Below are 15,798 nucleotides of genomic sequence, written 5' to 3' on the forward strand. Positions count from 1 at the left end.
CATGGAGGTGGCCGGTGGAACTCAGCTGAGTTTTCCGGGGCTCGATGCCGTCGAAGAGCTTTCGCTGCGTGAAACCACCTTTGTGGTGGTCGATTTGGAGACCACCGGGGGACGCACCACGGAGACCGACACGGCTCCCGCCGACGCCATCACCGAGATCGGCGCGGTAAAGGTGCGCGGCGGCGCCGTCCTCGGCGAGTTCGCCACCCTGGTCGACCCGCAGCGCAGTATCCCGCCCCAAATCGTGCAACTGACCGGCATCACCACCGCGATGCTGGTCGACGCCCCCACCATCGACGCCGTCCTGCCGATGTTCATGGAGTTTGCCGGCGACGCGGTGTTGGTCGCCCACAATGCCGGATTCGATATCGGATTTCTGCGTGCCGCCGCGCAGCGTTGCGACATTGCGTGGCCGCGACCGAAGGTCCTGTGCACCGTCCGCCTGGCGCGACGGGTGCTGAGCCGGGAAGAAGCGCCCAGCGTGCGGTTGGCCGCACTGGCTCGACTCTTCGCCGTCACCACCCAGCCCACCCACCGCGCCCTCGACGACGCCCGCGCCACGGTCGACGTCTTGCACGCCCTCATCGAACGGGTCGGCAACCAGGGCATACACACGTACGCCGACTTGCGCGCATATCTGCCCGACGTGACCCCAGCCCAGCGGCGTAAGCGAGTACTCGCAGAAGGCTTGCCCCGCCGCCCCGGGGTCTACCTGTTCCGTGGCCCCTCCGGCGAAGTGCTCTATGTCGGGACCGCTGTCGACCTGCGCCGCCGAGTGGGCCAGTACTTCAACGGTGCCGATCCGCGCGGTCGGATGAAGGAGATGGTCGGTCTGGCCGAAGCGGTCGACCATGTCGAATGCGCCTACTCGTTGGAGGCCGGGGTACGCGAACTGCGACTGCTGGCCGCCCACGCCCCGCCCTACAACCGCAGGTCACGGTTCCCGCAACGCTGGTGGTGGGTAACGCTGACCGACGAGGCGTTCCCCCGCTTCTCGATCGTCCGCACCCCGAACCACGACCGCGTCATCGGTCCATTCCGGTCCCGGGCCGACGCCGCCGACACGGCGGTGCTGCTGGCCCGGTTCACCGGGCTGCGGACCTGCACCCGGCGCCTGGCGCGCTCAGCCCTGCACGGGCCGAACTGCCCCGAAGTGGAAGTGTCGCCCTGCCCCGCAGCGCGTGGGGTGACCGCCGCGCAATACGCGGCGGCGGCAGAGCGGGCGGCCGCGTTGATCGAGGGGCGGGACAACGCCGCGTTGGCCGCCGCCGTGCAGCAAGTCGCGGCGCTAGCCGAGCGCAGCCGCTACGAAAGCGCTGCGCGCCTGCGCGACCACGTCGCCACCGCGGTCGACGTGCTCTGGCGTGGTCAGCGGTTGCGCACCCTGACCAACCTGGCCGAACTGATCGCGGCGGCGCCCGACGGCTGCGGGGGTTGGCACTTTGCTGTCATCCGCCACGGCCAATTGGCGGCGGCCGGTTCCGCCCCGCGCGGCGTGCCACCGATGCCGGTGGTCGACGCAATCCTGGCCGGCGCCCAAACCGTCCTGCCGTCATCGGCTCCGCTGGGCGGCGCGCTGGTCGAAGAGACCGCGCTCATCGCTCGCTGGTTGTCGGCGCCAGGGGTACGCATCGTTCGGGTCGCTGGGGAGGGCGCCGACGAAGGGTGGGCGTCACCACTACGGTCAGCGGGCGCCTGGGCGGGCTGGGCCGCGGCGGCGCGGTCGGCCCGACTGGCCAGCGAGCAAGCACTCGACGCGTGGGGCACCCAATCAGAGCTGCTGGCCGAACCGCACCCATCGCGCGAGCAGTTGTTCGGCCGCCCCGCTGTCGATCGCCGCGGTGGCTTGCTGCAACCCGTCCTCCCACGCCGGCAACCATTCAGCGCGGCTGGATAACCCGGCGTGGGCCACCAGCGCGCCGGCGGCGTTGAGCACCACCGCGTCTCGAACCGGCCCCTTGGCACCGGCCAGCACTTCGCGGGCCTGGGCCGCGTTGGCCTGTGCGTCGCCCCCACGCAGCTCGTCCAGTTCGGCGCGGGCAAACCCGAATCCGGCAGGGTCAAAAGTGAGCTTGTCCACGGTTCCCGCCTGGACCCGCCACATGGTGCTGGTCGTGGTGGTGGTCAGCTCGTCGAGCCCGTCGTCACCGTGCACCACCAGCACGCTGGAGCGGCGCGCAGCAAACACACCAGCCATCACCTCGGCCAGGTTGGCGAACGCACAGCCGATCAACCCGGCCGGTGGCCGCGCCGGATTCGTCAGCGGCCCAAGGAGATTGAACACCGTTGGCACGCCGATCTCGCGGCGCACGACGGATGCGTGCCGGTAGGACGGGTGGAACTGCGGCGCGAAGCAGAACCCGATGCCCACTTCTGCGAGGCTTCGCGCGACCTGCTCGGGTTCCAGGTCGATGCGTACCCCTAGCGCCTCGAGCATGTCGGCGCCGCCGGACAAGGACGACGCCGCCCGGTTGCCGTGTTTGATCACCGGGACACCGGCGGCCGCGACCACGAGCGAGGCCATCGTGGACAGATTGACCGTGTTGACGCCGTCGCCGCCGGTACCGACGATGTCGACGGTGTCGCCGCGGATCGCCTCTGCCGGCATCGGTCGCGCGTGCTTGAGCATCACGTCGGCGAGCTCGGTGACCTCGGCCGCGGTTGGGACCTTCATCTTCATCGCCACGGCGAAGCCGGCGATCTGGGCCGGACTGGCGGCCCCGCTCATGATCTGGTCCATTGCCCAGGCGGCCTGTCCCCGGGCCAGGCTGTGGCCGTCGGTCAAACGGCTCAGCAGCAGCGGCCACGACACGGCGTCTTTCGCCGCCGAAGCCTCAGATGACACAGCCACGCGCCGATCGTCCCACGAAGACCACCCGCCCCACCAAGCGCAGGCCGCCTACCACGAAGCCGGTCGCGACCTGTCCACCGACGCGACACGAAAACTGGATTGCCCAAAATTCGTGACCCGGGTGGAGTTAAACAACTACAAAGCGTCATACTTGCGGATGTGACGACCGCTGTGGGGACCTCAGGTACCGCGATCACGTCCAGAGTGCATTCGCTGAATCGGCCGAATATGGTCAGTGTTGGCACCATAGTTTGGCTTTCTAGCGAGCTGATGTTCTTTGCTGGCCTGTTCGCTTTCTACTTCACTGCTCGCGCTCAGGCCGATGGGCACTGGCCGCCGCCGCCGACCGAGCTGAATCTGTACCAGGCTGTGCCGGTGACGCTGGTGCTCATCGCCTCATCGTTCACCTGCCAGATGGGCGTGTTCGCCGCCGAACGCGGCGACGTGTTCGGACTGCGCCGCTGGTACGTGATCACCTTCCTGATGGGCCTGTTCTTCATCCTCGGACAGGGCTACGAGTACTTCCACCTGGCGACGCACGGGACCACCATCCCGGGCAGTGCGTACGGCAGCGTGTTCTATCTGGCCACCGGCTTCCACGGGCTACACGTGACCGGCGGCCTGATCGCCTTCATCTTCTTGCTGGCCCGAACTGCAATGACCAAGTTCACGCCGGCACAGGCCACCGCCAGCATCGTCGTTTCCTACTACTGGCATTTCGTGGACATCGTCTGGATCGCGCTATTCACCGTCATCTATTTCATCCGATGAGCAAGCCCGCGACGAAGAGGAGTGCTCGCTTGAAGAAAATCGGGTTGACCCGACCCGCCAACAAGAAGGCGATCTCGCGCCGACGTCTCCGGCGTCGCTTATCGGGCGGGCTGCTGCTGCTGATCGCACTGACAATCGCTGGTGGACTTGCGGCCGTGCTCACCCCCACGCCGCAGGTCGCTGTCGCCGACGAGTCAGACGAGGCGTTGATTCGTACCGGCAAACAGCTGTACGAGACCTCGTGCGTCTCGTGCCACGGCGCCAACCTGCAGGGCGTGCCCGACCACGGGCCGAGCCTGATCGGCGTCGGCGATGCGGCGGTCTACTTCCAGGTCTCCACCGGACGCATGCCAGCCATGCGCGGCGAGGCTCAGGCGCCCCGCAAGGAACCGATTTTCGACCAGCCGCAGATCGACGCGATCGGCGCCTACGTGCAGGCCAACGGCGGTGGACCCAGCGTGATCCGCGAGTCCGACGGCAGCCTCGCGATGCGATCGCTGCGCGGGAACGACCTGGGCCGCGGTGGCGACCTGTTCCGCCTCAACTGCGCCTCGTGCCACAACTTCACCGGCAAAGGTGGGGCGCTGTCGTCGGGCAAGTACGCGCCCGACCTCGGGCCCGCCAATGAGCAGCAAATTCTGACGGCCATGCTCACCGGTCCGCAGAACATGCCCAAGTTCTCCGACCGTCAGCTGTCACTGGAAGCCAAGAAAGACATCATCGCCTACGTGCGCAACTCCGCCGAGGAGCGTTCGCCGGGTGGCTACGGGCTGGGTGGATTCGGACCCGCACCCGAAGGTATGGCGATTTGGATTATCGGGATGGTCGCAGCCATCGGGCTGGCACTGTGGATTGGGGCGCGGACATGAGCGACGGACCCAACGTTAAAGACGGCGCTACCGGCGGCGTCGGGTCTGACACTGACACCGATAGAAACCTTGGGACAGGCGAACCCGACGACGCCGCGCTGGCCGCGATGTCACGCGAGGAGCTGCTCGAACTGGGCAGCAAACTCGACGGCGTTCGGATCGCTTACAAGGAGCCACGCTGGCCGGCGCAGGTCACCAAGGCCGAGAAGCGCGCCGAGCGTGGAGTGGCCTTGTGGCTGTTGGCGGGCGGCGGATTCGGGCTCGCGCTGTTCCTGATCTTCTTGTTCTGGCCGTGGGAGTACAAGTCCAGGGAACAAGCGGGCAGCCTCTGGTACACGTTCGCCACGCCGCTCTACGGCTTCACTTTCGGTATGTCGATCTTGTGTATCGCGATCGGTGCCATCCTCTACCAGAAGCGCTTTATCCCCGAAGAGATCACGATCCAGGAGCGCCACGACGGCGCGTCACGCGAAATCGACCGCAAGACGGTCGTGGCGAACCTGACCGACGCTCTCGAGGGCTCGACGATTCGCCGTCGCAAGTTGATCGGGCTGACCTTCGGAATGGGGGTGGGCGCGTTCGGTTTAGGCACCTTGGTGGCGTTCATCGGCGGCATGGTCAAGAACCCGTGGAAGCCGGTCGTCGACACCGCCGAGGGCAAGAAGGCGGTGTTGTGGACGTCGGGTTGGACCCCGCGCGTCAAGGGCGAAACCATCTACCTGGCCCGGGCAACCGGCGCCCACGACGGCCCCCCGTTCGTCAGGATGCGCCCCGAGGACATCGACGCCGGCGGCATGGAGACCGTCTTCCCGTGGCGTGAGTCCGACGGTGACGGCACCACTGTCGAGTCGCGCGAGAAGCTGAACGAGATCGCGATGGGTATCCGCAATCCGGTGATGCTCATCCGGATCAAACCCAACGACATGTCCCGGGTGGTCAAACGCCAGGGCCAGGAAGGCTTCAACTTCGGCGAGTTCTTCGCCTACACCAAGGTCTGCTCCCACTTGGGCTGCCCCTCTTCGCTGTACGAGCAGCAGTCCTACCGGATCCTGTGCCCGTGCCACCAGTCGCAGTTCGACGCCCTGCACTTCGCCAAGCCGATCTTCGGCCCGGCCGCGCGCGCCTTGGCGCAACTTCCCATCACCATCGACACCGAGGGGTATTTCGTCGCCAACGGTGACTTCATCGAGCCCGTCGGACCAGCATTTTGGGAGCGCACAACAACATGAGTCCGAAATTCAGCCCTCCAAAAATCGGTGATGTCCTGGCCCGCCAAGGCGAAGACATTGACACCCGCTACCACCCCTCCGCGGCTGTCCGTCGCCAGCTAAACAAGGTCTTCCCCACGCACTGGTCGTTCCTGCTCGGCGAGATCGCGCTCTACAGCTTCATCATCTTGCTGATCACCGGGGTCTACCTGACGTTGTTCTTCGACCCGTCCATGGTGGAGGTCGCCTACGACGGCGTCTACCAGCCGCTGCGGGGTGTGGAGATGTCGCGCGCGTATGAGTCCGCGCTCAACATCTCCTTCGAAGTCCGCGGTGGATTGTTCGTGCGGCAGATCCACCACTGGGCGGCGCTGATGTTCGCCGCCGCGATCATGGTGCACCTGGCGCGCATCTTCTTCACCGGAGCATTCCGACGCCCGCGTGAGGCCAACTGGGTCATCGGTTCGCTGCTGCTGATCCTGGCCATGTTCGAGGGTTACTTCGGCTACTCCCTGCCCGACGACCTGTTGTCGGGCCTGGGCCTGCGGGCCGCCCTGTCGTCGATCACGCTGGGCATGCCGGTGATCGGAACCTGGCTGCACTGGCTGCTGTTCGGCGGTGACTTCCCCGGGACCATCCTGATCCCCCGGCTGTACGCGCTGCACATTCTGCTGCTGCCCGGGATCATCCTGGCCCTGATCGGGGCGCACCTGGCGCTGGTGTGGTTCCAGAAGCACACCCAATTCCCCGGCCCCGGACGCACCGAGCACAACGTCGTCGGCGTGCGGGTGATGCCGGTGTTCGCGGTCAAGTCCGGCGCTTTCTTCGCCGCCATCGTCGGCGTGTTGGGCCTGATGGGCGGTCTACTGCAGATCAACCCGATCTGGAACCTGGGGCCCTACAAGCCGTCACAGGTGTCGGCGGGCTCGCAGCCGGACTTCTACATGATGTGGACCGAGGGCTTGGCCCGTATCTGGCCGCCGTGGGAGTTCTACTTCGGGCACCACACGATTCCTGCGGTGGTGTGGGTTGGTCTCATCATGGGCCTGGTCTTCACCCTGCTGATCGTCTACCCGTTCCTGGAGAAGCGGTTCAGTGGTGACAAAGCGCACCACAACCTGCTGCAGCGTCCGCGGGACGCACCGGTGCGCACCGCGATCGGCGCGATGGCGATCAGCTTCTACATGCTGCTCACCCTGTGCGCCATGAACGACATCATCGCGTTCAAGTTCCACATTTCGCTGAACGCGACGACGTGGATCGGCCGTATCGGCATGGTCATCCTGCCGCCGATCGTCTACTTCGTCACGTACCGGTGGGCGGTGGGCCTGCAGCGCAGCGACCGCGAGGTGCTCGAGCACGGTGTGGAAACCGGCATCATCAAGCGGTTGCCACACGGCGCCTACATCGAGCTGCACCAGCCGCTCGGGCCGGTCGACGACCACGGCCACCCGATCCCGCTGGAGTACCAGGGCGCGGCGTTGCCCAAGCGAATGAACAAGTTGGGCTCCGGTGGTTCGCCCGGGACGGGCAGCTTCCTGTTCGCCGATCCCCCGGCCGAGGACGCGGCACTTCGCGAGGCGGCCCACGCCTCCGAACAGCGTGCCCTCACCGTGTTGCGGGAGCACCAGGAGACCCTCAACGGTTCGCCGAACGGCGAACGCGGCCACTAATGGCGACGGTCCCACCTGGGACCTGAGACGTAGCGTGACTTGCCGGCCCGTAAGTGGGCCGGCAAGTTGCGTTTTGGGGCCGGAGAACGCGAATTGACGCCGTAAAGGGCGCGCCTAGGGTCCTCTTATGGGGGCCTGGTCAGCGGCTCGTGAAGGGCCTTGTGCGGGCACGGCCTAGAAACCACCGCACAGCTAACCGCGACGGGCGCCGAGGCTCGGCCGTGGGAGCGGTCGAAGCGCGCTCCACGCGGCCGTGATTAGTCGCTAACGGACGCTAGTGAACCTCGCGCACGCGACGAATCTGCCGCACGTGGAACCACTCGACGAAGGGTAGGCCGGCGGTGACAACCCCGGCGACCCCGTAACTGAACCATGCCGCACCATCGTGGCCGTCAGCCATGAGGTAGGTCGCCGTAGCGGCGGCGATCAGCGCGACCCCGGTGACGCCCGTGAGCGCAACGGTGCCGCGCAGCCAGATCCGGTCGACGGCCTCGCCGGACCACTCGTTGCTCTCCGCGTACGCCTTGGCCGGCGACCGGCGCGCCGACTGGGCCAACGTTCGCGACCCGGTCCCGCCCGTCCGGGCTGGCGTTCGGGACTCCACGCTGCCGATCAAGCTCTTGGATCGCACGATCGGCTCGGGCGCTGTTTCGCGGCGAGCCCGGATCAGAATCGGAATCGAGCCCGCGATGACCAGCGCCGATACCGCGATGATCGTGTACAACACCCAACTGGTGTTCGAATCGCTCGACACCTTGTGCAAGCCGCGGCCCATGTCCGCCAACGCGACGCCGGCCGCGACGCTGACACCTACCAACACCAGCCACACCGCGGCGCACGCGCCAATCAAAATGCGGTCTATGACATCTGGCGAAACGACAGGGTCCGATCCACGGCGATACGCGGAATATTTACCTACCATCAGCAGCTCGTCTGCGGTGCGTCGGTGGTATTGGCGGACAGCACCGTTCCATCACTGGTAATGATCGAGCAGTTGAGTCTGCTGACGCGGAAGAGGCTGGACGCCTCGACCGAGCCCACGTCGGACGTCGAGATCGGAGTGACCGTCATCGTCCAAGGGATGTAGACATTGTGCTGCGTTCGACGCCGGCCAGAGGCGTCCACATAGGTCACCGAAATGATGTCCCCCGGCGCTTTGGTCCCGGTCACCGAGTACGTGACCTGCCTCGGCCCGGCCGGGGTGGGAGCGGGCGGCGGTGCCACCGCTGGTGCGCTGGTGGGAGCCGGCGGTGCCGCGGAGGTAGGCGGCGCCTCAGACGTAGGCGGTGGTGGCGGGGTGGTGGGGTGGGGTCACGGTGGAAGTCGGCGTCTCAGTCGTCGTCGGAGTCTCGCTTGGCGGGGGTGGTGGCGGTGGGGGTGGCGGCGGCTCAGGGGGTTCAGTGGTGGTGGTGATTTCGTCCTGTGCCGGTGTGGTGGACGGAGCGGGTGGGGTTGTCGAGATGGTCGAGGTGCCGGGGGTGGCGACCCTGCGGGAGCTCGAGGTGCGTTGCGCAAACAGTATCGACACACTGGTCACGAGCGCGATGGCCGCCAGGACGGCGGCGACCACAACCACTCCTGGCCAGCGTGGACCACGATCGTCGTCGTCGTACTCGCGGTAGTCGTCGTAGTCATAGAGCGCGAGATCCGCAGGCACGAACGTGCCGCTCAAGAACTGTTCGGATTCGGGCGCCGAGTATGCGCGCGAGTAGGCGTCGGTCTGGGCGGTCGACCCCGCGTCGTCCAAGGGTGGCAGCGTCCCGTCCAGCTGGGAGTTCAATTCGTCGTCGATGCTGCCGAGGGGCTCCGGCTCCCCACGTGGTTCGCTGGCTGAATCGGGTATGTCCGGTTCCCGTCCCGGGGGATGCGGCCCGCTCATGTTTGCCTACCCTGTCCCACTGCCTCACCAGCGCGCGAAGCTTTGCGGCTGCGTTTGTGCTCGCGCGGTCGGCGACTTCTCATGTGCCTTCGAAACCCTACCCAACCGCCCAGGCCAGATCAGTCGTGGCGGGCTGACGACCAACTAACTGGTGTCCTGATTGTGACCTTTCCGGGGCCAATCAGTGCTTCTCAGGACCAACGTAGTATTCGAAGACCAGTCCGGCAGCCGACGACAGGATGAACACGACCCCGGCAACGATCAGCCAGGGCAGCCACAGGGCAATCCCTACCGCCGCAACCGAACCGGACAACGCGATGAGAATCGGCCACCAGCTGTGCGGCGCGAAGAAGCCCAATTCCCCTGCGCCGTCGCTGATCTCAGCGCCCTCGTAGTCCTCGGGCCGAGTGTCGAGGCGGCGTGCCACAAACCGGAAGAAGGTGGCCACGATCAGCGCGAGGCCGGCCGTCAGCGCCAGTGCCGTCGTACCGGCCCACTCGACGCCGCCGTAGGCGAAAATGCCTGTCAGCACCCCGTACAGGATCGTCACCACAACGAAGAATGCGGCGATGAACTCGAAAAGCCTGGCTTCGATATGCATTGCGCGTCCTAACCTACTGGCGTTGGGGCCAATTCGCCGCGACGGGTCTCAAATGGGAAGGTTTTTGTCGAGGTAGGCGGCAAGCCGATGGCCTGCAGCGCCTCGGCGTTGGTCTTCTTGGCGATACGTGCCTGCAAGTACGTCTTGAAGTCGTCGGCGCTGACCACCCGAACCTCGAAGTTCATCATGGCGTGGTACGTGCCGCAGAACTCGGCGCAGTGTCCGACGAATGCGCCGGTCCTGGTGATCTCGTCGATCTGCCAGACGTTGTCGGAGTTGTTCTCCTTCGGGTTGGGCATCACGTCGCGCTTGAACAGGAACTCCGGCACCCAGAAGGTGTGGACCACGTCGGCCGAGGCCTGGATGAACCGGATGGTCTTGCCAACCGGCAACACCAGGACCGGGATTTCGGTCGGAGTCCCCAAGATCTCGACCTTGTCGAAGTTGAGGTATGAGCGGTCTTCTTTGTTGACGCCGTGCAGCGGCCCGAACAGCTCTTCGCCGTGCTCGTCCTTGCCCTCGGGCTTGGATTCCACCGCGCGCCTGCGTTCCTCGTCGGCGCCGTCGAAGTTGAACGAGCCGTCCTTGTAGGCCACCTTCTGGTAGCCGAACTTCCAGTTCCACTGGAACGCGGTGATGTCGACCACGACCTCGGGTTCGGCGGAGGTGCTCAGCATCTTCTCCTGCACCACCACGGTGAAGTAGAACAGCACCGAGATGATGAGGAACGGAATGATGGTCAGGACCAGTTCAAGGGGCATGTTGTAGCCGAACTGGCGGGGCAACTCGGTGTCGCCAGGCTTCGCCCGGTGGAACGCCGAAGACCAGAAGATCAGGCCCCACACGAGGACGCCGACCACCAGCGACGCGATCACCGCTCCGACCCACAGCTGCCGGTTCAGTTGACCCTCGTGGGTGATGCCTTCCGGCCAACCCATGCCCAGGACGTGCTGCCAGCTGCACCCACTGAGGGTGACGGCCAACACACCCCCCGTCAGGGCCAGCGCAACCATCCGGAAGCGACGATGAGACCTCAAGTGCGACAAGCGTTGCGAACGACCTTGCTCGCGAGATGTCACGGTGGCGCCTCCTGTATCACAAGCTGGGCCGACTGGGCTTACGCCGGTTCGGGCGGGGTCCGCTCGGCTAACTCGGATTCGAATACTACGCAGCGTAGACCACGCCGATCTACCGGGCGACTGCCTGGTCACCAGACCCGCCGTGCGTGGCGGCGATGACCGCATGTCAAAGCCTCTTCCGAGCCCCATCCCGAACCGCCACTGCGAGGCGTCGGCACGGTGTCTTCCACCGCAAATCGCGACGGTACGGCATACTCGGGCGCTGTGTGTGGACTGCTGGCATTTGTCGCGACTCCGGCGGGTGCCGAGGCCCCTGACGCCCCGGAAGCCGCGACCGAACTCGCGGCAAGGTCCGACGCAGCCATAGCCCGCGCTTCGCACCTGATGCGCCACCGAGGCCCCGACGAGCCCGGCACCTGGGCCGACCCGGACGCCGACGGTTCGGTCGTTTTCGGCTTCAACAGGCTGTCGATCATCGACATCGCGCACTCGCACCAGCCACTGCGCTGGGGGCCGGCCGACGCCCCCGACCGCTACGTGCTGGTTTTCAACGGCGAGATCTACAACTACCTCGAGCTACGTGAAGAGCTGCACGCCGAGCACGGCGCCGCTTTCGCCACCGACGGCGACGGCGAGGCGATCGTCGCCGGCTACCACTACTGGGGCGCCGACGTGCTCAAGCGGCTGCGTGGCATGTTCGCGTTCGCGTTGTGGGACACGGTCACCCGCGAACTGTTCTGCGCCCGCGATCCGTTCGGCATCAAGCCACTGTTCATGGCGACCGGTTCTGGCGGCACCGCGGTGGCCAGTGAGAAGAAGTGCCTCCTTGACCTGGCCGAGCTGGTGGGCATCGACACCGAGCTGGACCGACGCGCCCTGCAGCACTACGTCGTCCTGCAGTACGTGCCTGAGCCCGAAACCCTGCACCGTGGCGTGCGGCGGCTCGAGTCGGGCTGCTACGCACGCATCAGGCCTGGATCACCGCCCGAGGTCACCCGCTATTTCGTCCCCCGGTTCGCGGCGGTGCCGATTACCTCCGACACCGAGCAGGCCCGCTACGACGAGATCACCGCGGTGCTCGAGGACTCGGTGGCCAAGCACATGCGCGCCGACGTCACCGTGGGTTCCTTCTTGTCCGGCGGGATCGATTCGACGGCCATCGCGGCGCTGGCCATCCGGCACAACCCCCGGCTGATCACCTTCACCACCGGTTTCGAGCGGGAGGGCTTCTCCGAACTCGACGTCGCCGTGGCCTCGGCCGAGGCGATCGGTGCCCGCCATATCGCCAAGGTGGTCAGCGCCGACGAATTCGTCGCCGCCCTGCCCGAGATCGTCTGGTACCTCGACGAGCCGGTCGCCGACCCCGCGCTGGTGCCGTTGTTCTTCGTCGCACGCGAAGCGCGCAAGCACGTGAAGGTGGTGTTGTCGGGTGAGGGCGCCGACGAGCTGTTCGGCGGTTACACCATCTACCGCGAGCCGCTGTCGCTGAAACCCTTCGACTACCTGCCGCGCCCGCTGCGCAGGTCCATGGGCAAGGTGTCGCGGCCGCTGCCCGAAGGTATGCGGGGCAAGAGCCTGCTGCACCGGGGCTCGCTGACCCTCGAGGAGCGGTACTACGGCAACGCCCGGAGCTTCTCCGATGCGCAGCTGCGCGACGTGCTGCCCGGTTTCCGGCCCGAGTGGACCCACACCGATGTGACGGCGTCGATATACGCCCAATCCGTCGGCTGGGATCCGGTGGCCCGCATGCAGCACATCGACCTGTTCACCTGGCTGCGCGGCGACATTCTGGTCAAGGCCGACAAAATGACCATGGCCAACTCGCTGGAGCTGCGCGTGCCGTTCCTGGACCCCGAGGTGTTCGCGGTGGCATCGCGGTTGCCGTACCAGGCCAAGATCACCCGCACCACCACCAAGTACGCGCTGCGGCGCGCGTTGGAGCCGATCGTGCCGGCGCACGTGTTGCACCGACCAAAGCTGGGGTTCCCCGTCCCGATCCGGCACTGGCTGCGCGCCGGCGAGTTGCAGGAGTGGGCCTACGAAGCGGTGGACGCCTCACAGGCCGGTCATCTGGTGGACCTGTCGGCGGTGCGTCGCATGCTCGATGAGCACCGAACCGGCGAAAGCGATCACAGCCGCCGGCTATGGACCGTGCTGATCTTCATGCTCTGGCACGCGATCTTCGTCGAGCACAGCGTGGTTCCGCAGATCAAGGAGCCCGAGTACCCCGTCGAGCTGTAAAGCCTCGCGGGGGCATCGCCGCGCAGGGTACGGGCGAGAGGGTATCTAGGGAACCCGCCGGCCGGTAACCTGCCGGGCATCTGGCCGTCCCCGACGAGGAGTTCGTGATGTCGAACGTCGATGTTGCCGTCCTGCTAGGGGCGGCACTGGCCGTCGGGGGGTTGGCGTGGTATTTCTTTGCCCCCCGGCGCGCGCAGGCCGCCGTGGTCGGCGAGGGGGTGCAACGAGTACAGGTGACGGTCCGCGGTGGGTACAACCCCAGCGTTGTACAAGTGCGCCAAGGCATCCCGGTGGAGATCGAATTCGACCGGCAGGAAACCGGGGATTGCAGCGCGCGCGTCGTCTTCCCCGACCTGCACGTGTCGGCGGCGCTGCCCGCGCATCAGCGCACCACGGTCAGATTCACCCCACAACAGCCGGGGTCATTCGCATTCACCTGCGCCATGAACATGATTTCGGGCACGCTGCTAGTCACCTCGAACGGCGAGGACGCTTCTTCCCCGCCAGCCGAAACTCGGGGAAATGCGCAGGCGGACGGCGGTAGCGAACCGGCCGCCGCCGAAGTTGAAGCCGCGCAAGCCGAGGAACGGCGCACCGAGATCGCCGACCTGACCCGACGAGTCGCACTCGGCGCGGTGCTGACCGCGCCGGTGTTCTACGCCGTGATGGCCCACCCATTGGGCGCCGGTTGGGTGCCGGCGGTGTTGCTCAACCATTGGCTGCAGCTGGCGTTGATCACGCCGGTGATGTTCTACGTGGGATGGCCGATCCATCGCACCGGTTGGCTGGCGCTGGCGCATCGCGGCGCCGACATGAACAGCCTCATCACGTTGGGCACCTTCGCCGCCTACGGCTACAGCGTGCTGGTGACGGTCGCCGCGCGCGCCTTCCCGGCCGAGGTGCGCGACGTGTATTTCGAGGCCGTCGGCGTGATCCTGACGCTGATCATGCTGGGTCGGTTGCTGGAAGCCCGCGCCAAAGCCGGCACGGGCGAAGCCATTCGGGCCCTGCTCGGCCTGCAAGCCCGCACCGCGCGCGTCGTACGCGGCGACACCGAAGCCGAGATCCCGATCGACGAGGTCGTCGTCGGTGACCAGATACTCATCCGCCCCGGGGAGAAGATCCCGGTGGACGCCACCGTCCTGTCCGGGCAGTCCGCCGTCGACGAGTCCATGGTGACCGGCGAATCGATGCCGGTCACCAAATCGACCGGCGACACCGTCATCGGCGCGACCGTCAACACCACCGGCTCGCTGCGGGTACGCGCGGACAAAGTGGGTGCGGACACCATGCTGGCCCAGATCATCCGAATGGTGCAGCAGGCGCAGGCATCCCGCGCCCCGATCCAGCGATTGGCCGACGCCATCTCGGCCTACTTTGTGCCGGTCGTGATCGCCATAGCGATCATCACCTTCGCGGTCTGGTTCGTCGCCGGCCCTCCCCCAGCTTTGACGCAGGCGCTGGTGTCGGCGGTGGCGGTGCTGATCATCGCCTGCCCGTGCGCCCTGGGACTGGCGACACCGCTATCGATCATGGTCGGCACCGGCAAGGGCGCCCGTGCCGGCATTCTGATCCGCTCGGCCGAGGCCCTGGAAACCGCCCACAAACTCGACACGATCGTGCTGGACAAGACCGGCACCATCACCGCCGGCAAACCAGCACTGACCGACGTCGTGGTAACGGGGACGCTGACAGCCGACGAGCTGCTCTGCCTGGTTGCGGCGGCCGAAGCCGACAGCGAGCATCCGATCGCCAGCGCGGTGGTCGCGGGGGCACGCGACCGCGGCATCGAGCTTCCCGGCACAACGGACTTCCTCTCGGTCACCGGCAAGGGCGTCAAAGCCACCGTCGCGGGCCACACCGTGCTCGTCGGCAACGCGCCGCTGCTAGCCGAAAACGGTCTCGACACAACCGAACTCGAGCGCATCAGCGCCGATCTAGCCGCCGAGGGCAAAACCCCCATCCTCGCCGCCGTCGATGGCCAACCGTCCGGGGTGCTCGCCGTCGCCGACATCGTCAAGGATGACTCCGTCGCGGCGATCGCCGCCCTGCGCACGCTTGGCCTTCAGGTGGTGATGATCACCGGCGACAACGGCCGCACGGCGGACTCGATCGCCCGACAGGTCGGGATCGAGCGGGTGCTGGCCGAAGTCCTGCCCGAGCACAAGGCCGGCGAAATCAGCCGACTGCAAGCCGAGGGCCGACGGGTCGGCATGGTCGGTGACGGCATCAACGACGCGCCCGCCCTGGCCCAGGCCGACGTCGGCCTGGCGATCGGGACCGGCACCGACGTCGCCATCGAAGCGGCCGACATCACGCTGATTTCCGGATCACTGTCCGGCGTGGCCACCGCGATCCAACTCTCGCGCGCCACCATGCGCAACATCCGGCAGAACCTGTTCTTCGCGCTGGTCTACAACGCCGTCGGCATCCCGCTCGCCGCGGGTCTCCTCTACCCGGTGCTCGAGCTGCGCCTGTCGCCGATGATCGCGGCCGGCGCCATGGCGCTGTCGTCGCTGTCTGTCGTCGGCAACGCCAATCGGCTGCGCAACTGGATCCCGCCGAGCAGACGCAAACTCGTGCGCTGAGGCGCGAATCTGTACAAGTTCGCGTCTGCTCGTCAGCG

At 66.6% G+C, this 15,798-nt stretch carries 10 protein-coding genes and 2 pseudogenes; 7 read left to right on the plus strand and 5 right to left on the minus strand.

From position 1 onward, the window contains the following. Position 1: 1 nt before the first annotated feature. Positions 2-1,834: pseudogene (locus tag G6N68_RS16015) on the plus strand (DEDD exonuclease domain-containing protein); the annotation flags it as partial. On the opposite strand, the gene trpD reads toward G6N68_RS16015, so the two are convergent. After that, positions 1,772-2,851: an anthranilate phosphoribosyltransferase gene (gene trpD, locus G6N68_RS30855; RefSeq protein ID WP_240355499.1), complete on the minus strand. Its 1,080-nt coding sequence runs from the start codon at positions 2,849-2,851 to the stop codon at positions 1,772-1,774. The pseudogene G6N68_RS16015 and the gene trpD overlap by 63 nt on opposite strands. A 159-nt stretch (positions 2,852-3,010) precedes the next feature. On the opposite strand from trpD, the gene ctaE reads away from it, so the two are divergent. From ctaE to qcrB, 4 genes are read left to right on the plus strand one after another with little or no spacing between them, the layout of a single operon-like run. Next, positions 3,011-3,622 carry an aa3-type cytochrome oxidase subunit III gene (gene ctaE, locus G6N68_RS16025; protein ID WP_163714089.1) on the plus strand — a complete coding sequence of 204 codons (612 nt, stop codon included), beginning with the start codon at positions 3,011-3,013 and terminating at the stop codon, positions 3,620-3,622. Between the two features lie 29 nt (positions 3,623-3,651). Continuing rightward, positions 3,652-4,491 (plus strand): cytochrome bc1 complex diheme cytochrome c subunit, encoded by an 840-nt coding sequence (gene qcrC, locus G6N68_RS16030; protein WP_371871591.1) that lies wholly within the window; start codon positions 3,652-3,654, stop codon positions 4,489-4,491. Next, complete coding sequence (qcrA, locus tag G6N68_RS16035; RefSeq protein ID WP_163714093.1) at positions 4,488-5,720, plus strand: cytochrome bc1 complex Rieske iron-sulfur subunit; 1,233 nt, start codon at positions 4,488-4,490, stop codon at positions 5,718-5,720. Before qcrC ends, qcrA begins: the two co-directional genes overlap by 4 nt. Beyond that, the gene (gene qcrB, locus G6N68_RS16040; protein ID WP_163714095.1) at positions 5,717-7,372 is read left to right on the plus strand and encodes a cytochrome bc1 complex cytochrome b subunit; all 1,656 of its coding nucleotides are present in this window, start codon (positions 5,717-5,719) and stop codon (positions 7,370-7,372) included. The genes qcrA and qcrB overlap by 4 nt, the downstream gene beginning before the upstream one ends. A gap of 274 nt (positions 7,373-7,646) precedes the next feature. On the opposite strand, the gene G6N68_RS16045 is transcribed toward qcrB, so the two are convergent. The 4 genes and pseudogenes from G6N68_RS16045 to ctaC form a co-directional block, all read right to left on the minus strand. After that, positions 7,647-8,294, minus strand: a complete 648-nt coding sequence (locus tag G6N68_RS16045; protein WP_163714097.1) for a DUF2561 family protein — start codon at positions 8,292-8,294, stop codon at positions 7,647-7,649. Next, positions 8,294-9,251 (minus strand): annotated as a pseudogene (locus G6N68_RS16050) (MmpS family transport accessory protein). The gene G6N68_RS16045 and the pseudogene G6N68_RS16050 overlap by 1 nt, the downstream one beginning before the upstream one ends. 181 nt (positions 9,252-9,432) lie before the next feature. After that, a complete protein-coding gene (locus G6N68_RS16055) occupies positions 9,433-9,852 on the minus strand; it encodes a cytochrome c oxidase subunit 4 (RefSeq protein WP_163714099.1) in 420 nt (139 codons plus the stop codon). Positions 9,853-9,860: 8 nt separating this feature from the next. Then, the gene (gene ctaC / locus G6N68_RS16060) at positions 9,861-10,931 is read right to left on the minus strand and encodes an aa3-type cytochrome oxidase subunit II (RefSeq protein WP_240355500.1); all 1,071 of its coding nucleotides are present in this window, start codon (positions 10,929-10,931) and stop codon (positions 9,861-9,863) included. Between the two features lie 264 nt (positions 10,932-11,195). Between ctaC and asnB the strand changes: the two genes are divergently transcribed. Together asnB and G6N68_RS16070 are read left to right on the plus strand one after the other, a co-directional pair. After that, a complete protein-coding gene (asnB, locus tag G6N68_RS16065) occupies positions 11,196-13,172 on the plus strand; it encodes an asparagine synthase (glutamine-hydrolyzing) (protein ID WP_163714104.1) in 1,977 nt (658 codons plus the stop codon). A 107-nt stretch (positions 13,173-13,279) separates the two neighbouring features. Further along, complete coding sequence (locus G6N68_RS16070; RefSeq protein ID WP_163714108.1) at positions 13,280-15,760, plus strand: heavy metal translocating P-type ATPase; 2,481 nt, start codon at positions 13,280-13,282, stop codon at positions 15,758-15,760. Positions 15,761-15,798 lie beyond the last annotated feature (38 nt).

This window comes from Mycobacterium bourgelatii (assembly GCF_010723575.1).
Taxonomy (GTDB): domain Bacteria; phylum Actinomycetota; class Actinomycetes; order Mycobacteriales; family Mycobacteriaceae; genus Mycobacterium; species Mycobacterium bourgelatii.